The organism is Vibrio sp. L3-7, assembly GCF_963898195.1.
Lineage (GTDB): Bacteria > Pseudomonadota > Gammaproteobacteria > Enterobacterales > Vibrionaceae > Vibrio > Vibrio echinoideorum.
In genome coordinates this window covers 1-24,968 of sequence record NZ_CAWQUW010000025.1, presented here as the reverse complement: position 1 = coordinate 24,968, position 24,968 = coordinate 1, and the positions used below count along the sequence as shown (strand labels likewise).

At 47.0% G+C, this 24,968-nt stretch carries 27 protein-coding genes; 2 read left to right on the top strand and 25 right to left on the bottom strand.

Going from position 1 to position 24,968, the window contains the following annotated elements; genetic code table 11:
• Positions 1-116: 116 nt before the first annotated feature.
• From AACW75_RS16885 to AACW75_RS16875, 3 genes are all read right to left on the bottom strand, one after another.
• Entirely contained in the window at positions 117-599 is a 483-nt protein-coding gene (locus AACW75_RS16885; protein ID WP_017091126.1) for a MepB family protein, read from the bottom strand.
• 270 nt (positions 600-869) lie between these two features.
• Positions 870-1,691 carry an NAD-dependent epimerase/dehydratase family protein gene (locus tag AACW75_RS16880; RefSeq protein ID WP_102546226.1) on the bottom strand — a complete coding sequence of 274 codons (822 nt, stop codon included), beginning with the start codon at positions 1,689-1,691 and terminating at the stop codon, positions 870-872.
• Between the two features lie 503 nt (positions 1,692-2,194).
• On the bottom strand, positions 2,195-3,196 hold the full coding sequence (locus tag AACW75_RS16875) for a GGDEF domain-containing protein (RefSeq protein ID WP_017093451.1): 1,002 nt from the start codon (positions 3,194-3,196) through the stop codon (positions 2,195-2,197).
• Between the two features lie 19 nt (positions 3,197-3,215).
• Between AACW75_RS16875 and AACW75_RS16870 the strand changes: the two genes are divergently transcribed.
• Positions 3,216-4,328, top strand: a complete 1,113-nt coding sequence (locus AACW75_RS16870) for a linear amide C-N hydrolase (RefSeq protein WP_032554952.1) — start codon at positions 3,216-3,218, stop codon at positions 4,326-4,328.
• Between the two features lie 365 nt (positions 4,329-4,693).
• Here the strand turns inward: AACW75_RS16870 and AACW75_RS16865 are convergent, their stop codons facing one another.
• From AACW75_RS16865 to AACW75_RS16855, 3 genes are all read right to left on the bottom strand, one after another.
• Positions 4,694-5,155, bottom strand: a complete 462-nt coding sequence (locus AACW75_RS16865; protein WP_016800264.1) for an RES family NAD+ phosphorylase — start codon at positions 5,153-5,155, stop codon at positions 4,694-4,696.
• On the bottom strand, positions 5,152-5,595 hold the full coding sequence (parS, locus tag AACW75_RS16860; protein ID WP_016800265.1) for a type II RES/Xre toxin-antitoxin system antitoxin: 444 nt from the start codon (positions 5,593-5,595) through the stop codon (positions 5,152-5,154). Before parS ends, AACW75_RS16865 begins: the two co-directional genes overlap by 4 nt.
• 406 nt (positions 5,596-6,001) lie before the next feature.
• Positions 6,002-6,823 carry a restriction endonuclease gene (locus tag AACW75_RS16855; RefSeq protein WP_237297861.1) on the bottom strand — a complete coding sequence of 274 codons (822 nt, stop codon included), beginning with the start codon at positions 6,821-6,823 and terminating at the stop codon, positions 6,002-6,004.
• Between the two features lie 331 nt (positions 6,824-7,154).
• On the opposite strand from AACW75_RS16855, the gene AACW75_RS16850 reads away from it, so the two are divergent.
• Positions 7,155-7,427 carry a helix-turn-helix domain-containing protein gene (locus AACW75_RS16850; RefSeq protein WP_102429245.1) on the top strand — a complete coding sequence of 91 codons (273 nt, stop codon included), beginning with the start codon at positions 7,155-7,157 and terminating at the stop codon, positions 7,425-7,427.
• A gap of 166 nt (positions 7,428-7,593) precedes the next feature.
• Here AACW75_RS16850 and AACW75_RS16845 read toward each other — a convergent pair whose 3' ends face one another.
• From AACW75_RS16845 to AACW75_RS16755, 19 genes are all read right to left on the bottom strand, one after another.
• Entirely contained in the window at positions 7,594-8,040 is a 447-nt protein-coding gene (locus AACW75_RS16845) for a hypothetical protein (protein ID WP_145568546.1), read from the bottom strand.
• Positions 8,041-8,146: 106 nt separating this feature from the next.
• Positions 8,147-10,831, bottom strand: coding sequence for a conjugal transfer protein TraG N-terminal domain-containing protein (locus AACW75_RS16840; RefSeq protein WP_237297860.1), 2,685 nt, complete (start codon positions 10,829-10,831; stop codon positions 8,147-8,149).
• Positions 10,832-10,843: 12 nt separating this feature from the next.
• Entirely contained in the window at positions 10,844-12,205 is a 1,362-nt protein-coding gene (locus tag AACW75_RS16835) for a conjugal transfer protein TraH (RefSeq protein WP_017061846.1), read from the bottom strand.
• The gene (traF, locus tag AACW75_RS16830; RefSeq protein WP_016799993.1) at positions 12,202-12,639 is read right to left on the bottom strand and encodes a conjugal transfer protein TraF; all 438 of its coding nucleotides are present in this window, start codon (positions 12,637-12,639) and stop codon (positions 12,202-12,204) included. The genes AACW75_RS16835 and traF (AACW75_RS16830) overlap by 4 nt, the downstream gene beginning before the upstream one ends.
• A 15-nt stretch (positions 12,640-12,654) precedes the next feature.
• Positions 12,655-13,395: a type-F conjugative transfer system pilin assembly protein TraF gene (traF, locus tag AACW75_RS16825; RefSeq protein WP_080582247.1), complete on the bottom strand. Its 741-nt coding sequence runs from the start codon at positions 13,393-13,395 to the stop codon at positions 12,655-12,657.
• Between the two features lie 81 nt (positions 13,396-13,476).
• Positions 13,477-13,680 (bottom strand): hypothetical protein, encoded by a 204-nt coding sequence (locus AACW75_RS16820; RefSeq protein WP_016799995.1) that lies wholly within the window; start codon positions 13,678-13,680, stop codon positions 13,477-13,479.
• Positions 13,681-13,704: 24 nt separating this feature from the next.
• Positions 13,705-15,465: a type-F conjugative transfer system mating-pair stabilization protein TraN gene (gene traN / locus AACW75_RS16815; protein ID WP_237297859.1), complete on the bottom strand. Its 1,761-nt coding sequence runs from the start codon at positions 15,463-15,465 to the stop codon at positions 13,705-13,707.
• Positions 15,462-16,148 carry a type-F conjugative transfer system pilin assembly protein TrbC gene (gene trbC / locus AACW75_RS16810; protein ID WP_016800267.1) on the bottom strand — a complete coding sequence of 229 codons (687 nt, stop codon included), beginning with the start codon at positions 16,146-16,148 and terminating at the stop codon, positions 15,462-15,464. Before trbC ends, traN begins: the two co-directional genes overlap by 4 nt.
• A gap of 12 nt (positions 16,149-16,160) precedes the next feature.
• Positions 16,161-17,162, bottom strand: a complete 1,002-nt coding sequence (traU, locus tag AACW75_RS16805; RefSeq protein ID WP_220503519.1) for a conjugal transfer pilus assembly protein TraU — start codon at positions 17,160-17,162, stop codon at positions 16,161-16,163.
• Positions 17,163-17,173: 11 nt separating this feature from the next.
• A complete protein-coding gene (traW, locus tag AACW75_RS16800; protein ID WP_237297858.1) occupies positions 17,174-17,896 on the bottom strand; it encodes a type-F conjugative transfer system protein TraW in 723 nt (240 codons plus the stop codon).
• Between the two features lie 4 nt (positions 17,897-17,900).
• The gene (locus AACW75_RS16795) at positions 17,901-18,248 is read right to left on the bottom strand and encodes a TrbI F-type domain-containing protein (RefSeq protein ID WP_016800271.1); all 348 of its coding nucleotides are present in this window, start codon (positions 18,246-18,248) and stop codon (positions 17,901-17,903) included.
• Positions 18,245-20,788 (bottom strand): type IV secretion system protein TraC, encoded by a 2,544-nt coding sequence (traC, locus tag AACW75_RS16790; protein WP_016800272.1) that lies wholly within the window; start codon positions 20,786-20,788, stop codon positions 18,245-18,247. The genes AACW75_RS16795 and traC overlap by 4 nt, the downstream gene beginning before the upstream one ends.
• 4 nt (positions 20,789-20,792) lie before the next feature.
• Entirely contained in the window at positions 20,793-21,173 is a 381-nt protein-coding gene (gene traV, locus AACW75_RS16785; protein WP_016800273.1) for a type IV conjugative transfer system lipoprotein TraV, read from the bottom strand.
• Positions 21,174-21,184: 11 nt separating this feature from the next.
• Entirely contained in the window at positions 21,185-22,597 is a 1,413-nt protein-coding gene (locus tag AACW75_RS16780; protein ID WP_017061841.1) for a TraB/VirB10 family protein, read from the bottom strand.
• Positions 22,594-23,319, bottom strand: coding sequence for a type-F conjugative transfer system secretin TraK (traK, locus tag AACW75_RS16775; protein ID WP_016800276.1), 726 nt, complete (start codon positions 23,317-23,319; stop codon positions 22,594-22,596). Before traK ends, AACW75_RS16780 begins: the two co-directional genes overlap by 4 nt.
• Positions 23,316-23,876, bottom strand: coding sequence for a type IV conjugative transfer system protein TraE (gene traE / locus AACW75_RS16770; RefSeq protein ID WP_016800277.1), 561 nt, complete (start codon positions 23,874-23,876; stop codon positions 23,316-23,318). The genes traK and traE overlap by 4 nt, the downstream gene beginning before the upstream one ends.
• Positions 23,876-24,181 (bottom strand): type IV conjugative transfer system protein TraL, encoded by a 306-nt coding sequence (traL, locus tag AACW75_RS16765; RefSeq protein WP_016800278.1) that lies wholly within the window; start codon positions 24,179-24,181, stop codon positions 23,876-23,878. The genes traE and traL overlap by 1 nt, the downstream gene beginning before the upstream one ends.
• A 41-nt stretch (positions 24,182-24,222) precedes the next feature.
• Positions 24,223-24,525, bottom strand: a complete 303-nt coding sequence (locus tag AACW75_RS16760) for a type IV conjugative transfer system pilin TraA (RefSeq protein ID WP_016800279.1) — start codon at positions 24,523-24,525, stop codon at positions 24,223-24,225.
• 174 nt (positions 24,526-24,699) lie between these two features.
• The coding region (locus AACW75_RS16755) for a hypothetical protein (protein ID WP_237297857.1) at positions 24,700-24,968 on the bottom strand (269 nt) is incomplete at its 5' end.

Below are 24,968 nucleotides of genomic sequence, written 5' to 3'. Positions count from 1 at the left end.
CTATATTAGCAACTGATCAATAACTTTTTGTATGGAAAAACGGGTTTTAGAAAGCTAGTGTGACGAATAAAATCGCATCACACCAGTAAAAATGTTTGGTCTAGGGGGGAGTAAACCTAACTTAAATTACTGAAAATATTATTGAATTTTTCTAAGTCAACAATCTCATTATCTTCAATCCATAAAAAGAAATTACTCTGCCACCTCTGAGTTTTCTTTGCTGAATCGGAAAAAACTTTAGATTTCAACTCTCCACGGCTTGAAGTCCACGGCGGAAAAACTCTGAAGGCCATTTTTCCTTTAGCTTTGTTTGAGGTTACAACTCCCTTATCAATCAAAGCAGTCAACGGGAAGATATAAATACCTCTCTTCGATATGTCGTAATCACTAACCTCAACAAAAAGATAATCTAAATCATGTTCTTCGTAAGGCATCGTCCTTCTCGGATCGGTACTATTTTCATCAGGTCTCTTCCATATTGATAGAAAATTACCTGGTCTATCTGGTGTAACATTCCCCTTTCTATAAAGTATTTTTTTTCCATCTATTGAGAACTCAAGAGCTTCATACTTACTATTCTGAGGATATCGATCTAACACGACGTGACTGGTTAACTCGCATCCTTTAGAGATGAAGTTATGACGTATAAACACACTTACCTGATTAAGATACTGACACTGAGACAAAATGTTCCCCCTTCAAAAATTCGATCCAACATAGTACACGTTAATGAGCCGTTATCTAGTGAAGAAAGTTACACAAGTAAAGAATCAGCACAAATGAAGGTTCTAGACATAAACGCGTTAGATTAATGACTCTAACGCGTGTATCTAAGATTAGATAAAGTATCTTGAAACCTTAAACGCTTGTTATGTGTAATTTTCTATGTACTTCCTTAAGGACTCTTTCGGTTCAAACAAAGGGCTAACTGGAAGTTTAAGATTCAGTTTTTCTATTTCTACTGCCGAAAAGCCAAAGATATTTTCAAACTCACGCCAATTACTTTTGCTGACTTTTTTTATGATTCGAGAGTCCAGCAACAACTGGGAAAACTCTTCAGGGCTATACCCCTTAGTCTCGGCAATAAAATGTTGTGCTGAGGAAATTCGACCTTGCACCAACGATAAATAAAACCTTGCGATGTCATTGACGTGGATGTATTGGTTATGACCTTGAGATGGTATAGCTACTTGAATCGTTTGGTCAGATAAAGAGTCGACAATTCGCTTTAGCTGACAGTTTTCACCGCCATAAACCAAACTAGGACAATAAACTACATGCCACTTCTTTTTAATAGCACTACCTATTGTAACTGCGTCCAGTTTCACCACATCTAAAGGCTTCAACCTAAACACTTTGAGGTCGTTGTGAGACGCATTACCGAATAGCCAAACGCCCGAAGTGTGAATTTTGGTCGCACCTTCAGCCGCTAGCCTATCCAACTGCGTTAGCAGCTTGGACTCTATAGCAACTATTTCCTCTGGCGAAAATTCTGACCAATGTGGACGAGCACAATTTACAACAATATCAAAGTAACCAGATAAATCTGCGGGCACTTTAGTGAGCTTTCTAGCATCAGGTAGGACACCGCTAGCCCTGCTGTATGTCGAAACTTCAAAACCACTTTCAACAAACATCTTCGTCACGTGGCTACCAATATATCCATTGGCTCCTGCTATAAGTACTTTCATTCTTTCCCTGAACTTTGGATTACACATAACACTTTTTATACGGCTTTTAGCTGCTTTTTATACTCCTATCATGCAGCCTTTTTAATCATTGATCAATTTACAATCAATGGGTTAATGATAGATATTGTGTATTAGATTGCAAAATGACGCATAATTTTTAAAAAGCTTACTTCGACACTCCCTCGGATAACTACAGGTAAGGCAAACGTACAATCACAGATTGTGAGTAAACTTTCGCGCTGAAAAGGAATGGGACACAAACGTGCTAGAAAATGCCACGGGTAAAAATTCAGCCTACGAAGGTTCTGGACATTTCTGCGTTAGAGATGCTAATAATTTAGTTTGAATCGGATAACTTTTGGTATTGAAAAATGCTTGGTGAAGCCCCCAGCAATACTAGGGCCCGGTCAGATCTAGCCAAGCTTTCAACAGGCAATAGGGGCAATGGATAAAAGTGTACTGCAGCCTCAAGAGACAGCAGAGAAGGTCGATGTTCAATTGTGTTATGCAACAACTCTATTCCGCCCTTGTGATTTGGCATCATAAAGATTGGCATCTGCTTGACGCTGGATTTCATCGATATAACTCGACGCATGCGCCTCAACCAAGCCAATACTGACCGTCACAGAGATCGCCCTCCCTAGATAGCGCACAGGCGTCTTATCAATTGCTTGACGAATAGCCTCTGCATTTTTGAGAGCATGCTGTTGAGAGACACCAGCTAACAGAATACAGAACTCCTCTCCCCCTTGGCGAAACACATTCTCCCCTCCCACCACATGGGCTATCGTTTTCACCACAGACTGAAGTACGCAGTCTCCTCCATCGTGACCGTATTCATCATTGATGGCTTTAAAGTGATCGATATCCAATACCAATAGGAAATATGATGTTCCTTGAGCTTTTAGCGCTTGGTAACGATGCTTCAATGCGAGGCGATTATTGGTTCCAGTCAGCGGATCAAGCGTGGCCAACTTACTTAGCTTGTTTTCCGTTGACTCACGGTTGAACTCATACACATGTGCTACCGCCGAAATACTGAAATAACAAAAGGAGAAATTGATCATCATCGTCAACATGTCAAAGTACTGCTCTAGGTAAAATTGATAAGTGATGTTGACGATCTGGATGATAAATAAACATGTGGTTGCGAAAAAGCCCACTCTGTAGCCCAGCAACAAATAGTAAACAATAGGTAAAACCAGCGACCAAAAAAATACACCATTGACTGTTGGCTTGAGGAAGGTGCCAATAATGACGAGCAACGTCAGACACAGTGACATAATGTACTTATGGCCCTTGTATACATTACCCCTATCGATTTGACGGTAAACGTGCCAAGAGTAAAGCGCATATAAGCCTTCCAACGTACCGTATATATAGCTCTGGCTAATAACAAAGTTACCGATAGCCATCAAGCCAGCTAAGCTTCCGATCCCGAAACTCATGCCTTTAAGCACTTTGAGGCGTAGCGTTAAGCTGCCATCGAGCTCGTTTATGTCCATATGTTCGTCCATGGGTTAAATGCCTATAAGTCTCATATATGATAACCTATTTAACTTATTGACAACAAGGATATCAACGCATATGTGCACACGTATATTCAATAACTTAAACAATAAATTTCCAGTGACAGCGCGCAACATGGATTGGTATTGGCCCGTCAATACTTACTTTTACGCCTTCCCTAAAGGCACGGTAAACCGAGGTCTTAGCGCCGACTCAGCGGCAAAAATCCATATTGCTCCGCAGCAGGTACTGCAATGGACATCTAAATACGCTAGTTTGACCACCGTCATGGGTAGCGACAAAAAGGGTTATGCCGCCGTAGACGGATTAAATGAAGCGGGGCTTGCAGTAAACGGCTTATATGATTCTCATGTCAGTTATGGCCCCACTGATGGTAAAGGTAAGTTCCTCAGCGCCAATCGCTGGGTTCAGTTTGTGCTCGACCGCTTTGCTAACGTCCAGCAAGCTATTCAGTATTTTGCCACTCACAACGTTACAATTGTCTCGGAGCTTTTGCCCGACACCTCTAACACACAATCGCATCTTCACCTTGCTCTTTCCGATGCAGATGGCTGTTCAGGCGTAATCGAAGTGCGCAACGGTCGATTTGAACTCTATGAGAGCCCTCAGGATAGCGTTGTCACCAATCAACCGGACTACAAAACTCAACGAATGCTGACTGCCTATTGGCAGTATATTTGGGGCCAAAGACCGAGCGCTCCAGTTGAACACCCAGTATTTTCTGCGCCTGGCGGTAATAGCGCCACACAACGCTTTGAGCGCGCCAGTTATTACTTTACCTTTGCTCAACCGGCAAAAAAACGACGCGAAGCGGTGTATCAAGCTAAATCATTGGTGGCCGCTTGCTCTGTGCCTGTACACTTTAACCCCTATTGCGCCGACAAAGCGTCTTACACGATCTGGACAAACCTTGCCGATCACCGCAAGAAAATTTACTGCCTGTCTAGCACTGTGACCATGAACACACTGTCACTGCACTTTTCTCCCGAACTCACTACGTGTCAACGCTTGCTGCTGCAAAAAGAAAAAACAACCAAATCAGCTTGCCCTATCGAGGCTGGCGACGTTACTGACCACCTCGTGAGATGCCCCAATCCATTCAGCTAGTTTTCCTTTGCATCGCCTCAAAGATAAAATCTGTGAGGGCGTCCACGGAGGAAAAGGGCAACTTCCAACACCATGTCTATGACTTTGATTTACCTGCTCACTATTATGAGTTGTTGTGTGGTTCGATGGCTTATTTTGGGGCATTTTTGATTCTGACTGATTTGTGCAACAGCCTGTTGCACAAATTATTCTTATAAAGGTTTGCAGCTATCTAAACACATTTTGGGGCAGAAAGTGGTTTAACTTATCTTCGCCGTCTAACTTGATGTAGCCAAAAACAGATCAAACTATATTGGAAATGAACAGACTTTATTGGAACTGACAAACTTTAATGTCCTCGGACATTTACAGTGGGAATCGCTGATTTATAGAAGCCGGGTATCGAAAGAAATTTCGTGTTTTTTGGCCGTTTTGATGAGTTTTGGATAACCTGGATGTTTTGTGTTGAGCACATAGTTTTGTTCGCGAGGCACAATCACCGATGGGATCGCCAGCGCCAAGCTTGAATAGCTCGATAACCATTGATCACCTATTTCGGCTGTCTGAAGCGGGGCTGGCTCTTCATTCCAGTTGTCCGGTAAGTCGTCATTTTCAAGGACCAAAGCATCGGCTTCATCCAGTTCCAACGTAAACAAGACATAATTTTCAAGTACTTTGGTATTTTTGAGATGAACCAAGATTTCTAAAATGGCAAGTGACTCTGACGCCGCAACATAAACCGCAGACCGTCCAATAGAATTCCAACGCCCTCCGTACAGTCTGGAGCCTTCGCCATCGAAAGCTGACTCTTCCCACTTTTCCTTTACGATTCGGTACAAAGTGATCAAGAAAATACCCCATGCTCTAATCGTCCAATTAGGTTTAGCACACCCTCTGATTCAGCAGTTGTGGCAACCATATCGATAGGGCGGCGATTACCCAAACCAACCACAGGGGATTTGATCCATTCACACGCGGCCAAAATATCACCTTCAAACAAGTTGATGGTTTGGTTGAATATCTCAGCAAAACGGTACAAACGATCACTTTCGTCTTTGTTAAAACGTCCCGCTTTCGATCTGCGGTTTAGTGTGGCTGGTGGAATTGTAACAGCGGTAGCCAACTCTTTCTTTTCCAATTTAGAGTGCTTGGCTAGTTTGTCAAAAACATCAAAATCCAGACCTTTATGAACAGACTCATAAAGGGTTACCCCTCGCGATGGAATACCTACTTGCTGCCAAAAGCTAGCTGGCTGTTTAACAGGCTTGAATGCTTGCATTTGTGACATAACAATAACTCCTTATCAGATGGTAGTGTCATTATGTATCAGATGATTGCGGTAGGCAAGTTTACAAGTACATAGCTTGGAAAATTGGAGAGCGACAAGTAAGTTAGAGCATTCTCTGCTTTATTTTACCAGAGAAAGAAACGCCGCAATTTCAACTGTCGGAAGACAATAGAGATTGAGAACATGAGTCGCGACGACATGCTGACTCAGAACTGGACAAGGTTCATCTAGAGAGGGTTTAAAAGAGGTAATTGCTCCAATATCTTGCCAGACCTAGCCTTGTCTTCCAGAGATACCGCAATAAATCAGTTGTTGGCCATGCCAAATAGCATAGATGCCAGCAGCAACTTTCGGGCCATCAAAGATTACTTGCTACAACAAGCGTATTTTGCGAATAGATTAAAACTCAGCAGTCGCAAGTATAACGACACTTTGGATACGTAGAGCAACCATAAAAAGACATACCAGATTTAGCTCCTCGCTTAGCAACACGCATTACAAGCTTAGATTGGCAACTAGGGCAAATCATAGATTCGACGCCTGCCCTGTGTGTTTGGGGCGATATTGATGGTTTATTTTGAAAGCTGCGGCCATCTTCAATCATATGTACTAGTTCGCTGCCGTTGACTAGCCACAGGCGCTTATCTAGAGAAAAAGTGACAGCCTCAGAAGTAAAGTCTCCTGAAGTTACGATAATCATCTTACTGGCATTGTTCGCGATCATGACACCGTACATTTCCCTTAGAATTTGCACACCCACTTTGCGAGTTTTCCAATGCTTACATTGTACAAGGCTTAATTCACTATTTTTTGTAAGCCAAATATCAACACCGCCATCAGATTTTTGAGCGAAAGACTGTTTGACCGCATACCCTTGAGACTTAAAGTATTCTCCTATGTAACTTTCAAATTCGATCCAAGTCAGGTGATTTAGTGGGGAAGTATTCCTCTGAATTTTAATCTGAGTGTTCGTCTTGAGATAGCTTCTTTTCCTCTGATATTGCTTGAAAAACGCTATCGGTGCGGGGAGAAGAAATAAGAACGTAAAATATGGAGCCATCAAGGGCAAGTTTGGAGCAATAGCTTCAAAGATGAAATTATTGCTATCCACGGCCAAGCTAGGCAATAGATATGAAAGCCCAAAATAAATACAAGCAGAGAGCACTACGCTTAACCACCATGGAGCGTCCATTAAGTGCCATATGATTCCATCGTTTTTTCGTGCCATTTGAAGATTACCCGATAAGCGTTTAGATGCATTAAAACACAAGCGATAGATGATGGGTATAGTTTGTAAGGTGATATTTATCAGGATGATAGCTATTGATGAGCTAGGGCAGGGAAGGCAACGCTTGAAGTCGGATTCCTTGTTCGGAATCCGAACACTTCTAACTCATAATTGTCGAGTAGACGACATACTCAAGTCAAGATGACTGTGCCCACCAAGCGACTACAAACCAAAGCCTGCATGACATCAAATTTGGGAGTGAGCGGATTTTAAGGCACTTTCATGATAAATTTGCCAACATGATAAAATCGATTATCAACCTCCAATTTATATGAATGACCAACTAACCCCAATCAACAAAGACCATTTGAAAAAACTTATCCGAGCAGAACTGGAGCTAACATGGTTTGATAATAAATCAGCTAGCCCGGATATGTCTTGGGTTACTCCTACGGTGCTAAAAACATTGTTTACTGAGTTGATAACTCATACGCGTGGTAATCAATCAAAGGCTACTAGGATGTTAGGGATCAACAGGGGGAGTTTCAGCAAAAAATTAAACCAGATTACAAGTAATGAACTTGGATTGGTTGAAAGCCTATAGGTATATATCAAGCCTATTAGGACACAGCAGAGGGCGGAGCCATCATTACCTTGAAAAACTCGGCAAGTCAGTAGCTTGGTCTAAATTTATCCCCGTGAAACATCACGGGGATTTACAGCGAACAGCATTATAGAATGGATAACTTTTGGTAGGGTAAACCAATAGCTTAAAATTGCTTTTGAACCGGGCAAGGGTATTGCTCTTTGAGCCCCATTGCTAAGTAATAACCGATAGACCCGTTAATGCCTGGTTTACCGTATTTTTTAATATTATGTTCAATTTGGTTATTAATCAGCTCCATTAACTCTTCGGTTTTCCATTCCCATAATGTTTCGCGATTGGCGGGATCTTTCATGGGCAAGCAATAATCGATACGTTGATTGCGAGCGTCTAAGCGCGTGGTATACAGATTTATAGTATCCGCAGCAACACGAACCCCAATCAATAAATCTCGATACTCAGGCCTATCCGGATGTTGATAATGTTCAACGTAGTAACGCATATCTGCAGGGTTCTTGACACTGATGAGTTGGTCAATTTTTGGAATTTGACTATTGGCTAAGCTCGAAAAAGAGCAACATGTGGTTAAGCCTAATACGATCCATTTATTCATTACTAATCCTCCATTTTATACTGTGTATAATACTAGGTTGTTTTGATATCTCACTTGAGTCGCTCAATAATTAACCATTATTTATAGATTAAGAACGGGTTTGATCCTACTGCTTCTGTGTTGGCTGCAAGGTTGAGGGGGGCTCAACACGGTTACTGGTACTCTCAAATTGCTCACGTGTATCCTCCACGATTTGTGAGTGGTTGTCGGGGTTGAAATACCGCTCTGTACCGCCGCGTTTCTGATGCTGCTCCAGCACCGTTTGACCAGTATTACCTAGAGCCTTGCCTTTAAATTGTTCCCCCACCATCGTTTGCCACTCGGCTTGGGTCGGCTCAGGGTTAAAGGCTTGTTCGTGCTCTTCTTGAGTGGGTACGCTGGCGAGCACAAAATCTTTAAACGTGTCGGTTGTTTTAAATTCTTCCCAGGCATTCGCGCGGGATTGACGAGCATCGTCGTCCTGACCCGTGAGTATGTACCTTGATTCGTCTTTCGTACGCCCGTTTTCAACAAACGCTTGGAATGGTTTTTCCAGTTTCTCAGTCAGGCTGGCCATATGACGTTGCTCTTGGCTGTTGACTTGACTGAGTGTATCGACCTCTTGTTGAGATTGTGTCGTGGACGTTATCAACCCTTGCGTCTCACTAAAGTTCGCCGTAAAGCCAGTGGCGTAAGTGCCCATCTCCGTATTACGTTCGTCGGCCGTGAGGCGGTTGCTCGCATCGATGGTTTGGTTGGCACCAGAGCGGTAGGATTCGATAGCGGCTTGCATTTGGCTTTGTTGTTCGTTGCTCATGCTGCTGAGCGTTTCGCGGTCTTCCTGTGTCCATTTTTGTCCCGTGGACGCGTTCACACTCCCATTAAACCCTACGGCGTCACCGAGAGCGCCGCTTGACAGTCCAGCGTTCACGTCATAACCGCCGTACGCAGAGTGTAAGAAGGCATTCGCTTTCTCATGGCTCCATCCGGTTGCCGCACTGACTTGCTCAGTGGCGGAGCTGACCTGCTCTAAGCCTTTTGAAGCGGCAGCAGTTGCACCGTGTCCATGAGTTAAACCGTAACCTTGGGTTGAAGAATAACTCTCTTTCCAATCGGCCATCAATTGAGAGCCACTTTGTGTGCTTTGTGACAAGGCCGTTTGTTGTGTCGAGAGGTTGGATTGAGCGCTAGTGTGCAAGTCTTGCACCGCTTCACTGTATTGACTAGAGCTGGCGACATTCCACTGGAAATTCGACGCGGTAGGGCTAGTGTCATACACCGTTCTATCACCGTATTGCGTTGAAAGCATACCGTCTTCGCTTTGAGTGGTACTGCCGTGTTGTTTCAGCAATGTCGACGTATCAAACTTATTGCCATTGACGTTATTAAACGTGTGGGTCTGCATTTGCGTATTACCGTGGCTGATGTCACCGCTTGAGGCCGCGGCTGACGTACGGGCATTGGTTTGGTTTATCATCCCCGCCAGTTGGTAGTTTAAGCTGCTCATCATGGCCGCTGCGCCCTTGGTTAACGCCAAAGCAATCGCGGGGGTGGACATCATCAAGTACCCGGTAATGGAGGCGTAACGCGTGTTGACGTAATCAATGCCGCTCATGTTCGAGAGGGTAATGCCGCGTAACCCTTGTGTCGCGCCCTGGGTCGCCCCTTCTAAGAACCACATCATGATCGCGTTGAGGATGGTGAATATCATCGGCCAAGTGGCCAGATAGAAAAAACTGCCAACGTAGTTTTTAAGGACAGGCAGCGCCATGTGTGGCAGCAAGGCAATGATGGCAATGATCGCCCCAAAGCAGACAAACAAAATCACTCCTATCGAGTGCATCATTGGAATGAACTCTTTGGCTTGCAGCCCAATGTTGGCCCACATGGTGGTGGTTTGCATTTGGTTGGCGGTGTAGGCGTAGTTGGCCGCGATACCTCGGTGCGTGTTTTCGATGTTCCATCGCGTCATGTTGATGACCATGTTCTGTTTTAAAATATCGACCGCGTTGTTACTGACCCCAATTAAATCTTGGTGACTATTCTCGATGGCGTTTCTTAAGAACGTTGACTGGATGTTGCTCTCTCGTCCCAAGATATACGCGCCCAGTTTATTCATGGTTTGATTGGCCTCTTCATCAAATTGTTGAGTGAGTTCAGGAAACGCGTCGCGGCAGGTTCTGTATTGACCCTGGGGGTTATAGAGCCCACGAATGGGGGACATCGATTTTGTGGCGAGAAAACCCAGCAAATCCGGTGCTTGCAGGATGTTTTGCATGGTGTATTTTTTGTTAATTCGAATGTCTCCGACGATGCAGTTGTGATAAAAGTCTTTCCAATAGCGTTGCAGATCAATGGTTTCGGCGTTGGCGCTACGAAGCAACGTGTATAAATTCGAACCAAACACCATGCCTGAGGAGCTGTAGCTTTCATCCTCTGTACTGCTAAAGACGATTTCAATGCCTTCGGTTAAGCCGTGCATGAACGTGGTGGCCGCCCAACCGGGTATTGCGACGATGTAAGGCACGTTATTCACGTAATAAATGCGCATAGGATTTTGCGCGTCATTGATATGGACGGTGGCTTTCATGCTGATAAGAAAAGTGGGGATAGCCAAGTAAATGAACATAAAACGCATCACATGTTTCGCGTCTCGAGACACAAAAAATAGGGTGGCACTGATGATAAAGGCCAGTTGTAAGGCGATTTCGATTAACGAGCCAAAGGTGTTGGTGGTAAAAAAAGTGGCGACGGCGTTCAAGGCTCGTTGTAATTGAGGGCCTGCGCCATAGAGATAAAAGTCTAAGGTCATTGGGGATCTCCTTTAATGGCCAAAGGTGAGGTTCGATAGGGTAGCGTCACTTGCCGATTGGCTAAGGAGCTTTCGTTTGCGTTTTAAGCGCTCAGTGAGGGCTAAGTACGCGTTCAATTTTGTTTTGTGACGGTCTCGAATGGTTTGTAAGTAATCCCTTGCACTGTTGATGCCTTCGAGAGTGCGATTGACGTCGGTTGGGTTAACCGAAGCGAGGTTGGTCATGGATTGATTGACGATCATCAGCATGTTGTTGAGATAGGCATGCAAGAGATCGGCGGCAATATTTTGAGCGTATAAATGGCTTTCTGGTTGTAGGTTGAGGTGCGCATCATCAATGAGCATTGCTAAGATAGGAATGTCACTGAGTTCAACAAAGCTCTTCTCTGAGTCGGTGATAGGTTGGTCAGATTGTAAGTGGGCATAGAGCGTATCGACGGTGTGGCGCACTTTGGCGTTAAAGGCTTGGCTTTCATTTAGGCTGATGGCGCTTAGGCTCATCGAAAGGCAGGTCTCGGTGTTGTCGCATCGATACACCTCCAAATCCCCTCCGGTCAAAAGGGCGTTAATGGCGGTGTCGTTACCCACTAACATGGCCGGAATGTAGCTTGGCGTCCCCTGCGCGTCGTAAATGACGGTGCCAGTGAGGCTTACGATAAACTCGGCGACCTCTTGATTGTCTTGAAGGTAAGCGCTTTTCATGAGCGCATCCCACACCACATTTAAGTTCACTTTCACTGCGTGCGCCGTGGCGTCATCGGTGTTGCTAGCCAGTGTGCTCTGGTTGGTACGGACGTTGCGACATTCGTGTTGCGCTTCTAACCAATCAGCGAAAGCGTTGCTTTGCGTGCCTAGGGTGGCGCAGGCATGTCGCTTGGCTTCCCCATCGGTAAAGGCCGCTAAACCAGAGACCGCCGATTGCGCTACTTGGCAAGAGTTCATCGAGGTGGTGAGGAACTGATCAGCAATGGCTTGCAGTTTGTCCCGATTCTCTTTGATGCTCGGCGCCCAAGTTTGCAGCGCTAAATCCACCGCGAAGGGCACGGCGTTGGCAATGACGGCTTTACCAAAAGCCACCAGTTGGTCAGAGTTAATATGAGAAAAGCCGCCCATAAAGGCGTCAATGCCACCGCACCCTGCGCTGACAGAAGGCAAGGTGATGGCGGCCAGTTGAATGTTTTTGATGTTGGTGCGAGCAAACAAACTGCCCGCATTATAGTAGGTGGCGGATTGACCCTGATAGGCACTTGGGTTCGTGATGTTGCTGTTAAAACTGCTGTCATCCCAAAAGCTGTTCATGGCGTCGCCCAAGCCGCCGGCATGAAGTGAACATGAAAGACTCATTAAGAGAGCCAGGAGGGTAGGTCGCGTCATTGTAAACTCTCCATGATGGCCACATCGGCGCGCAAGGCTTGGTAGCTCTTAAGCAGCTCAGTGTATGGAACATTGCCTTCACTCAAACGCACGTACTTACCATTGCTGACGTTGATTAAGAACGTGGCGGGCGTAATGGCGTTTTTGAGATCCCCAAAAAACGCAGCGGTGATGTCAGAGTTGGTCGGTATAGGCGTCGCGTAACCGGGGATGGGTTGTCCGTCAAAGGAGAAATCGTACACAGGTAGTTGAGTCGTTTGCTCTAGCCGCTTCATGGTTGGGGCAAAGTGGTGACACTCAGCGCACTGACTAAAATGGAAGAACACCAAGGCGTATTGGCCTGTCATCGCATGAGGGGGTTGCGCTTGAGTGAGGGAGGTTGAGGCGAGCGTCATCAGCGTACTCAACAATAACGTGCGGATAAAAGCGTTCATCGGGGCGTCCTTAAGTTAAAAGTCGCTGTCTTGGTAATTGGTCGCGACGTTGTGAAAGCGAGAGAGCAAGTCTTTTTGTGAAATGAAGCCGTAGGCGAGGGGCTTGAGTGCTTTGGTGTGGATATTGGCCAGCATTAAAGCCGGTGTGTAGCGCACCTGTACACGCCCTGTCTTATCAATACGGTTTTCATTAATCGTCTCAAAGGTCTGACCGTCTTTGCTGATCCCGACCAGTTCGATGTGGTACCGGTGGGCAAAGTCTTGGATTGAGGGTGCTAGGGTTTGAGATAAGGCGTCTTGCCCTTCGTAGATGAAGTAGAGGCCCCAACCTTCTTGTACCAATTGACGCACAGTGGCTTCGTTTTTGAGTTGGATACCTTGATAGTACGTCGCTCTTGCGGCTTGCTCTGTGGGGCGGTCTTTGGTGTACGAGTATTCGGGGTGTTCGTTGATGAGCTTTTTGAAGGTCATGCCCGTTTGCGTGGTCTTGCCATCGATGAATTTTTTCAGCTTCATCAATTTTAGATTTTTCTCTTCATCGGTTGGGTTAATGGTGGCATCGTTTAACGCTTCATCAAACGCGCGGTGGAACCATTGCATCTGCTCGGTGGCGCTCATCACGGTAGAGACGCTGTTGGGGGGGAGGCTCTCCTCCTCTTTGGGAGGGACTTTGGGCGCTTTGGTCTCGTTATACCAGCGCCACCCCTTGGGGGGCTCATCGGCGATACTGTGAAAGGCCAATAAAGCCAACAACATTAACGGTAGGGGTTTGATTGTTAATCGGTTAATTGAGTTGTTCACCGTTTTTGTGGATAAGTCCTTCATGGTGTGACCTCATTATTGCCAGAAACTCAGCATCTTGTGGGTGCGCGTGTGAAATAACGTCCAAAGTGCTTCATCAATGCCACGCTGTTGTTGGTGCCTCATCATTTCTTGCTTGAGCTGATGGAGTTTTCGTTTGAACAGAAGATGCCGAATAAGGGTGATGGCAAACCCGGTTGTCGACAGGGTGGCCACAAGTAAAGGGAGTAGGGGATCCATATCATGTCCTCATCATTGATTAAGTTAATGGCGATAAGCGCTGTGTAATCGCTCTTGGATTTCTGTGGCCGAAGGCAGGTTGGTGTTGCCGTGCATGTCGTCGTAGAAGTCCGAAAAGTCGAGGCGTTCAAAATCTATGTCTTGAAGCTGCTCGGGGGTAAGGGCGCCGCAAATGGGGTGTTTGGCGGTTCCCAGACTGATGCCAAGTTGACCTTTCGAGCCTTGCTCTTGGATGATGCGCGCCAATTTGCTATCAAAGACGCAGTAGGTCTTCTTTTCCCGGATACACGCGCCTAAGACCTTTTCTGCGCAATAACGGCCAAGGGCTATCGTAATGCCTTGCTCTTTGGCTTGACCGAGCGCTTTCTCTTCATCATTGCATTGGGCTATGCCAATACTCGTGCCCCAACCGCCGTCTTTACAGCAGTCGGCAAAACCAAAAGCGGCGTCTGTGCACTTCATGCCTTTGCCTGTAAATATCTTCGGTGGGTTACCCATACCGTCAGCGGCTTCTGCGAGCGCGGCTAAGGCTGAGGTGCTTTCATTAAAGCGGTTTGAAGTGGTCGCCATGGCTTCAAAGCAATCGCCATCCAGACAAAAGCTCTCTTCTCCACAGATTAATTGGGTGGCACTGCAGCGCCGCTGTGGGCAGGATTTATTGACTTTCTCCTCAATGCACACACCGTTTTGCTGGAGGCTGCAATGGGTTGACGTCGTGGTGCAATCGGCGGGCAGGACGTTGCACGTATTGGGTCGAGTGCATTGGTGCTCAACCCGATACTTCCAGCAATCAAGCGTGGTCGGTATGCCATTAATGATGCGGGTGGCTCGACCTTCAATGCATTGCTGGCGAGTGATCTTGCATGAGTTCATCAGGTTGCATTCTGTTCGCCAAGTAATGTTGTTCTTGATGCAGTTCCCTCCGGATAAGGAGAATCCGTTTGAGCAGCTCAAGGTGACTTTTTTCGTTTGTGTGGTGGGGCGACAAATCTGGTAGCGTTTATACCAGGATTCGTTACTTTTCCAGACAATGTGGTCGGTCTGTTTTAAATCGCCAAGCGTGTAGCCTTGGTTGGGAGAGACAACCTTCCCATCCCAGAAATACGTGGTATCTGACCCTGTAAACCCTCTTGTTCCCCCCGTTTGCCTCACGTAATTGTGATTATCGTGTCGGCATTGTGAGAGAGGGCGTTGGCAATTATCCCCTTGCTTTGTCCAGCCGGATGGGCAGCGGTAGATCACTTCACTAAGGCTCACGGAGGCGACGGGGACTTTGTCACACGGGACCGGGTTGTGAGTTGGTCGGTAGCATTGCTTTGCGATGTTATCAATGACGCATTGCGTGGCGTTGTCACAATCCACGTACTGATTAGACTGACCATGACTGATTTCATAGGCGTTCTCAATGCCAAGGGTGGCGAATCGATACGTGTCATCATTGGGGTTAATGGTGGCACTATTATTGTCAAACCCCTCTTGTATCGCTTGAGCTTGTTCGTTGCTGTCAAACTCCGACGTGGATTGGTTTGTGATTTGTGCATCAGTCATCCCGGCTTCATCAGGCTGTCGGATTTTGCTTTCACACCCTGGATTATTGTCGCTGCAGAAGTCTGACAGGTTAAGCGTCATTTCTGAGTCATTGTAAGCCTCGTTCGGGGTGTTTTTCGCCCACTCCACGTTGTCGTAGAATGTGTTTTCTTGAGGGGCGGCAAGGGTATGAAGGGAGAGTAAGAGAGCAGCGCTGAAAGAGAGAAAAACAAAAAGTAGTGAAAAGGGCGAATTCAAGGGGAACTCCTATTGAGCACTTGTTTGGCGATGTGTCCTACATCGCCTTGGCTTAAAATCGTTAATGCGTTAGGAAGGGAGAGGTTGCCGTGAACCATGTCGTAATCACTTTGCGGGCAAGACGCTTCATTGCACGCTTCTCCAATGGCCACAAACACGGGGACGTGGGTGATGTTAAATTGACGAAACCACTGTGGACTGATGGCAAAACCGCTATCAATGGCCATTTCTTCGTCGTCCGCTTCTAACAAACTCAGTATTCGAGAGGCTGTCGGTACCATGCCTTCTGGCAGTACCCCACGTATCACGAGAGGAACCTGATATTGCTGACTTTGTTTGAGTAGCTGTCTAAGCGCGTTATCTGGCATGGAAAGCGACACAAACACCATCACACCTTGCGCCTTTTTGTTTGGATTTTCCTGAGGCACCCCAAGAACACTCGCCAGTGGCGAGTCTTGCAACACGTTATCGAGGTGTTGATTCATCGACAACGCTTCTTGCTTATGTTGCTGACCTCGTTCAAGAAAGGTGGTCAGTTCACTGTGATTGGTTGGCGCTGCAATGGTCTGCTCTTGCTTGGCAAGCGCTTTGAGCTCTTCTTGAGAGTAACCCTTCTCGGCTGTTGAGAGAGGGCTAACCAGCAGAATAAGTAACAGCCATGAGGCTCTTGGGCTAAATGACATCGTCTCATTTCCTTATAAAAATACGCAATTACGTTTTCGCCAGTTCACAAAACCAAAGTTACCGCCGGTGGTTGGGTTGTCTTTACCTTGCTCCCAAAGTGACGAGGTGGTGCCATAGGGATAACAATGAGCGGCATCACCAATCGGTGCCGACAATTGATAGCGATAGCGACTTTTCGGCAAGATAGGCTCTGGCCATTGGTAACAGATTGCGCCATCTTCGCCCCGGGTTTCCCACACAATGCCTTGCCTGTGCATTTTAAAATTAAAACGCTCTAACATCAGTGTGCCAACTTGAGGGCCGGTATGAGAGTAAGCGCTATTACCGGTTAATGGGTAGACGCTGCCTTGTGAGCCTAAACACCAAAAAAGCGCATCAAAAGGCAAAACGCGCCCGGTGGTGGTCGCCATGGCTTCGGTGATGCAAGAGAGCTGCGTGATGGGGTGGCCAAACAAAATGGCTTCGGGGTTAAGAATGAACGACATCTCATCATCATCCCAAAACGGGTCAAGCTCGGTGAGGTAGGCCACATCGAAATTATCCGTGGCCATGCAGGCGGCCGACTGCATCAGTTGTAGCCAGTAAATCACCGGATATTTGTACCAATGCACGTGATAAAAAGCATTGCCGCTGGTTTTGCTGCTTGAGTCGTGCTGCGAGCCTCCTATTTGTTGGCTATTGTCATTACTCAACTGCATCCCCATGTTGACCATGCAATAAGGGACTCGCGTCACGTCCACCAAGGAATACGGCTCCCAATACCCAATGTTTAAGCCAATTTGCATAAAAATGGGCGGGGGTTTAGGACAATAGGAGATCGGCATGCTTGGGTTGGCGGTGTCAGGGTATGTCGAGCTAATGAGAGGCACACTGCCCAGTGTCATAGGAAATAGGCAGTCCCAACAAATATCAGACAATGGATTTAAGAAATGCCCCGTACAAGCGGCGGATTGAGCTTGGGTTTGCCAAGGAAATAGGAACAAACCAAGCAGTAATAACCCATGGGATCTCAAGGTCTTTCTCCTTATTTTGTGTTCGTCGCACTCTTGTTTATGGTGGTGAACGGCGTCACATCGATCTCTGTGATCTTCCACCGCGCTCCGTCTTGTTCAATCAGAGCGGGAATGTGTGAGAGTTGAAATTGACGGCTGTAGTGACCTTGTTGGTCAAAATAAATTCGGGCGTCAAACTCCGTGGCGACGTTTTCTGGACTGCCGTTGGTGAGGGTCCATTTTATCGGCTTATCTGCGCGGTATTGTTTAGCCCAAGCGCGCTGGCTTGGGTCGTCACCATCAAGAAAGACAATCACATACGAGTAATCGAATGATTGTTTGGGAATGTCGACTGGCCAAGTGTCGGTATCAAAAGGGTTGATGACGAGGCCTTTAGCATAAAGGAGGTTACCTTGTGCATCTTTGATATCGGTGGCCAGCTTTAATGATGGGTCGATGTAAAAGGTGTTGGGCGCGGTGGTGGCGGTCAACCCTTTAACGGGAGGGGGTCTTCGCACGTTATTTTCTACGTTCTCCACAAACTGCTGTTGCATCTTTGCGGTTTCTTCCGTGGCTTCTAAGTGTGTCAATCTGCTGTTAATCCATTGCAACATGTCTACCTCTGCAATAGGGAAAAGTTCGCCTTGACGCCCAAATTGTTGACTAAGAGCGGTGGGGGCGATGGCAAGTAAAGTGAGACCGAGCACCTTTGAGAGTGCTGTTGGTTTGATGAATGAATGCCCGTGAACAATCATAAGATCATGACTCCTTTTTAAGCGCCTCAATAACGTAATGTTGGATCTCGGTGGTTCTATCCGGTGCGCCGCTGATGAGCGCGCCTGGCACGATAATCACGAGATGGTGCGCTTGCGCGTATTCTTTCAAGAGCCGCCTGAGTTCCGTATCAAAGGTCGCCAATTGCGCGCTGTGCTCCTGATCGCTGAGGTTGGCTTCAATGAGTTGGTCTTGATATTGCGCTAACGTTTGTTCGATATCGAAGACCACGATTTGAGGGGCGGTGTTGAGCTTGACGGCCATCAGCGTGAACATCATCAACACTATGGCAAACAGGGCACCGACAAGACGTGTGTGACGGATGGATTTCATTTGGCCTCCTTACCATAGATGAGGGTGTTGAAGATCTCAATTTCTGGTCCGTAAAAATGCTCTGCGGTTTGATTGACCGCATCCATGAGTGGGACGCCTTGGTTCATCAAGGTTTCACAGTACTCAAACTCATGCGGCTCTGTCGAAAGGCACGCACGAGTAAAAGGATCGGCAAACAAGCGATGAAAGGTCGTTACATCACCGGTTTTTAGCATGACAGAGCTGTAACCGGCGATGGAGGACTTTTCAAAACTCTTGATGACAAATTGCTCATAGGGTGAAAAGTGTGAAGGATTGTCTTTGATGAATTTCGCCAATCCACTGCCTTGACGCAGAGTGATGTGAATGTCGGAGTTATTGAACGCAGCGAGCGCTTCAGGTGTGCTGTAAAAATCCTCAATCCCTTGCGTCACGGTGCAAAACGAACCCCCAAATTTTCGGGCGGTGCGATAACCGGTATTGATGAATTCTTGTGCCTGTGCATTAGAGCCAGCCATCAGAGACCACGCCTCTTCAATGATGCACATCTTCGGCGTTGAACGAGAGCCTGAAAGGTACATCTGCTGAGTGATGCTCGACATCAGCGCAAAAATCACCGGTCGCATGATGTCCGAGGGAAATCCGTCGAGTTCAATGGTGGTAAAGTGGACATTGGGATCCAGCATGGACGGTTTATTGAAGGTGTCACCGTAGATCCCCTCTGAGCGGTATTTATTCAGTTGCATGGCGATATCAGAAAGGCGGCGATCACCGCCTTGTTTTTCGGCCGCCGCAAACAGCGCTTCTTGCACATGGTCAACCAACGTCTCGCTTTTGTGTGCCTGCCAAGCCGCAATGATGCAATCACCGAGGACCGATTTTTCAAAATCTCCCATTTCGTGTGTGGGGCAGGCCATGGTCGCAAAGAGTCCGGTGATGGTGTGCAGCGTTTCCTTGAGAGGGTTGACCTGTTCGCCTTTTTCATCGGTATAGTCATCCCCCATGGCAATGCGTTCCAGGTGAGTGAATGGATTGAGGTAAATCTTCTCAGCTGTCATGTAGCGGCCGCCAAGCATCAAGGTGAGCTTTTTAAAGCTCTTTCCTTTATCTAACGCCCAGATTTTACCGTTCATGGCAAAGAGGGTTTCGGCGAGCTTTTGCACAAAGAAGGATTTTCCTGCCCCGGAGCCTCCGGTCAGGGCGATGTTGTAGTTATCTGAGCCACAATTAAACGGATTAAACCAAAAGGCTTGTTGGCGCATGGTGGGAAGCATCATGCCGCCACTGAAATTCTTTACGTCCATCACAAGAGGCAAGAGGTTGGCCACATTGCCGGTTTTTACGGTTTGAATGCGTCCAGCACGGTCGCAATCGGCCCAAAACCCATCGGTCATCATGAACGGTAAGGTCGTCATGAGCGCTTGGCTTTGCAGCATCGAGACGGTTTGTAAATCAATCCCGCCAGAGCGAAAGGCGTTAATGGCAGTAGTGCGATGCAGTCGCTCGGATTTTTTGTTGGTAAATAACGTCAGCGTCAGGTGCATGTATGCCATGCTGTTGATGCCATCCGACATTTCATCTCGAATTTGCTCGCGTTCGCTCTGCTCTTTCTTCGCTTGAGGGAAGAAAAATGCCATCGGGGACTTGAGTGTTTTTTCCAGCTCTCCAATGCGTCCGCCATTTTTGGTCGCAAAACTGCCCGATTCTTGATGGCGAAAATTGAGGGTCATGAGGTGTGGACATTGCACATTTTTGGCCACGCTCTTTAAGGACGCAAAACAATCGGGCAAGGCGTAAAGGCGGAAAGTTCGAGGTGTACTGCGTAAACCCAATGAAATGATCCGCGAGGTCACCGTTTGATGTTGGCGGTTACTAAAGCGAACGTCGGTGTAATGTCGGCGAGTTAAAAACTCGGTATCAGGAGAGAGGACTTGTTTGTAGATCAACGCTTCTGGTGCGTAGTCAGATCCGCGAGGGGCGGTTTGTGTGGGGTCAAAATTGAGAATGCCTTCGACGTAGTTGATTAAGCCTTCGGGGGTAAGCGGCGTGAGCTCCAGTCCAATTTGGGATAAAGTCGTGGTGAGCGCCTCTTTGCAATCCAACACACTATCAACATCGTCCGTACTGGAGACAAACAACCACGCGCTGTAATCTTTGATGTCAAAGTAATGCTTCTGACGATGAAAAAAGCCGTGGTGAGCCGCAAAGTTGGCGTAATCGGCTTCTTGTTTTGCTAATTCACTGCAAATACCCGCACGAGCGGATTTCAAGGCGGTATTTTGCTCAATCAAATGACTCACGTGGTTGTGGCCCATCATGGAAAAATGGTAATCCCATTTATGGCCAGGCGGTAAATCCATGATGAGACGGTTAAATGCCTCCACCATGTCGTCATTCGCCCCCGTTAAGACGCTCAATTTGAATCCAAATCCTACGCCCTTTTTGTTATGAAAGAGGCTGTGCTGCGCATCAAAAGTGCGGTAAGGCAGTTCAGAATGAAGGTGGTTATATTCACGTTTGGCTTCTTGATAAAAACCCTTTAAATCTTTTGAGACGCCCATGGCGTTAATCCTTCTTGATAGCCTGAACAGGGCGACCTGTCCAGGTAGACTCGTCTAACACAATGTAAATATCCATTGTGTCGAGGTAAGTGGTGGTGTCATCCGAAGTAAAGGGAAAAATCACCACCTTCCTAACCGTGTCTTGGGTTCGAATAGGATGGCCTTCACGGGTGCGTCTTGGCAGTAAGGCAAAAGGGTGGGAAGCCAGGACGTTAGCCTCGGCGACTTGTTGTGTTGTTGGGTGTGTCGAGATGTTGCGAATGTCATCCATGCTGGCGCAGCCGGGTATACCGCCGATTTTTTGGCAACTAAATTCATCTTGAAAGCCCGCAGAGCAACCTGCTAGTAGGCTAATAAGCAGCGCTGTGAAAAGTTTGATAGTCATAAAAGCCGACCTTAATTTAATTGTTGGTTAACTTCTGCCGCGAGAGGGTTGAGTGTGATGGTTTCTAAAAGGGTGTCTGGTTTTGCTTGCTCTTGCTCTTTTGTCTGATGATCAACATAGCGTTTGATCGCTTCCTCATCATCCAGAGGGAACCCTTTCGTAAAGACGATATTCACGATGCCCCCTGGATTGATTTCGATGAAGGGGTGATATAACTCGGCTAAGGCAATGTAGTAATCCGAAAGCTTACTCCCCACGTCCGAGGTGGCATTGCCCAATAAACTTAATCCCACATCCTTGCTGTTGAGGCTCGACGTTGAGCCAAGCGCTGAGGTTGAGGTGGTGCTGGCCAAGCCCGCCCCGGTCTCACCCAGTCCTGTTAAGATGCCTGAGATCCCCGCCATTTGGACGATTTTGCCGTTACGTAAAATCGAGGTGCCACGGATGCCATTGCGCCCAAAGTTAAAGACGGTGCCTTGAACGGGGATATCTAAAATTCGACCGTCCCGAATGCAGCTGAGGGTGTGAGTGCGCGCCACGCCGCGATTGGAAGAAAGGTCACCGTACACGCTCCCAATGATGGTGCAGTCTTTGAGGTGGCTCTTTTCTCCATTGGGCAACACGCCTTCATGCACGGTTTGAAACACGATGGGGGCGGTATCACTTTGGCCGAACGCCCCGGCATTGGCATCGGCGCCACCGGTGATTTTGGCGGTCACAAAGGTGCCCGACGGGACGTAATTGTCGACGGTTCGTTGGTACGCTGACTCTGAGGAGGCTGTCCAAAAAAAATCAAACGAGTCAAACGCTTGCCCTTGGTCATCAAACGAGGCCTTATCGGCTTTGCTGTATTGAAAGCTCTCTTTTTGCAGATCATTGGTGGCGTAAGAGGGTAAAGGTTTGGGAGGAAGTGGGCGCGAGCCAAACGGCGCAGGCTCTCCCATGACGGTGAGGTGACCGGCTTCCTTTGAGGATAGCGATTGGGTTGATGGCAAGGCGATGGTGCGCTGCGCTTCTTGATGTTGGCGTAATTCCTCGCGTAAGATCTCGTTCTCTTTCTTCATTTGCGAAATCGTATTTTCGTTGCTCGTCATCAAACGATCGACGTCTCGATTGAGGTTTTCCATCTTTTCTTTGACGTCTTCAATGTCTTGACCTTGTAAGGTCAAGGCTGAGCGGTTGTCTTTGTCGGTAAAATCATCAGTAATGATTTCCCCAAAATTGGGGGCTGACTCAACGACTTCTTTCGCAGTATCTAGCGAGGTTCGAGGTTGTTTAAAGGCTTTAAACGCAAAAAAAACTGCGACTAAGAGCGCAACGGCTAACAGGCTGAGTATTTGGTTACGCTGCTTACTTTGGTCATTGGCGAGCACTCCATCCTCTAAGTCTGACTCTCTAAAAAGCCACTGTTTCAATCGTTTCATTCGCGACCTCCTGTGATGATGTACAGATGTGTAGATTCACCTGGGGGTAAGGTATAACGGTCAAGTGAGGCGCTCCGACTGGCGTAACTGTAAAATTGCGCTTCGGTCAGAGTGACGGTGTCATTGGATTGGTTTTTAACTTGATAAATAAGCCCTGAGAAGGGGCGGCCTACAAAAAGGGTCTGCGGAATAATGGCCAGTGGCGACGTGTCTTTGGGGAGGGTTTCGGGGTCAATCGGATGGACACGAAACCCTGGGATAGGCGTCTTTGAACGCTGCCAATGTATCATTTGTTTGGTGAGTTGCCCCAAGGCCAAAGGGTATTCGAGATCTTTTTCAAAGACACTTTTCTCTGCAGTAGAGCGAAGCGGAATAAACTCATTCACCACCGCAGGGACGGCTTTAGGGTTGATAAAAAGCGAGAAATTTTGACCTTTCTCTGTGGTGACGTGCGCGGTAAAAGGCAAGGCGATGTTGAGTTTGACGGTAATAGAGCCCGATTGGTCTCGTTGATTGGCTTTAGCGAGACAAAACCCTCTAGGGCAATGAAGGTTTAATATCTTGTCGTCTTTCACTACTAAACGGTTGGTGTTGACCGAGGATAAGGGCAACACAATGGTATCATTTTGCTCAAAATAGTAGGTCTTTGCGTCAATCGTATGGGCGTGGCTCATGATGGGTAACAACAAACCAAAAAAAGCATAAATCAAGCGTATTTTCATAACGGTATCTCTTGGGCGATGGTGTGAAGTTCAATCAAGCCACTTGAGTAATCGGCTTGGAGTAGATACGTCACGGGCTCAGGGTCAAGTGTGCGCCCCGCGATGGTTTTGTTGAGCGTGCCTTTGACCCGTATTTTCATTTCATTCAGGTTGATAGACAGCGTGTCAACTTCAAAAAAACTGGTGACGTCGTTCTCGATGATAAATTCGGCTTCTCGCATCAACTTGTCTTGTAAGCCACTCCAGTATTTAGGCGGCACGTAGGTAATGAGTAAGTTGAATTGACGTTTAACGTTAGAGGGCGTGACATTAAATTTTAGGTGTATCCACCAATCGGCCATCATAGAAAGATACGCTTCATCAACCGCATCGCTTGAGATCGTAAACGCTCGGTCGATATGAGGTGGCACGAAGGTGCGCTTTTCCGCTTGGTTTTGGCTTAATAAAGCAAAACTCAACCCAGCGGTTCCTAAGGCGGTGATCAACACCACCGCGGTGAGGACGTAATTGATAAAGCGAGCCGCTTTAAGCGCCTCGCCGTTATGTTCATTGAGCATCAGTAAATCCAATATTTTTTTGTGGCGGGGGGCGTGCGTTTAAAAATGGTTTTATTCGCTGTGTCATCCCCATACCAGTGGATGAAGTGAATGATGAATTTGGGGCCGTGTCGGACTTTTAAGCTGCGAATGGTGAGGAAAAAGCCGATACACACGGCGACCGCGACCAACCGATTGATGTTGAACAACATCAAAAACAACAAGATAGAAGGGAGTATTTCATCGATTGGAAATCCGACTATTTTGACGTCGGTTTGTAAGTAGTTTGGAAAAGCGAAGAGGGTTTGTTTGTCTTGATGATCCATAGTGAAATAGGGCGAATAGTTTCGCGCTCTCCTTATGTGGTTTATAAGCCTACAAACCCTTTACCAACTTCCCAGAACACCACGCCAACGAAAAAGCCGATGATGCCACCCACCCAGTTCTTTTGCATGATGCCCACGATGATGCCGCCAATCAGGCCTGCCACCAGAATGTAGAACTCGCCAGAAGACCCCGTCCCTACCGTGTTGGTCACGGTATCTTTACCACTGGCAAAAAGGTCATCGGCGTAAGCGGGTGACGCACAGGCAAAGTAGACGGCCAGTAGCGTACAAAAGTGACGCCAATACGTAAGAGGAAGGTTGAAGCGTGAGGTTTTATCTTTCATGTGGTTACCTTTAAATGTAAATAAAAGAGGCACGACATCGCACCGCTTTTATCAAAAGGGGTGTCGTGCATCTGGTGGGTTGAAAAATGGACGTTGTTAGTTCCCCATATTTTGGGGAATGCTTTGGGCCGCATGAGTGAAGGTGTTGCCGTTGAGCCCCATGGTTCTTCTCGATTACATTAAAGGCAACAAGGAAGCGTTTACAGACTTCAAACCGCGATTGCGACAGACGTGTTGTTTCCAATTTTGAGGGGTCATGATCGTGTTCTTGAGTTTACGATAATGTTTTTTGCGAGCATTTTTTGATGGTGGTGGTGTGAGTTGACGGACTGATTGGGTGTGTTTTTGAACCGAAACGAAATGAACGCCCTTCCAATAGAAAGGAAAGGGGAGGCGGTCAGTAAAAGGCAACAAAGCAGCAAATGCCATGTATTCACGCCCGA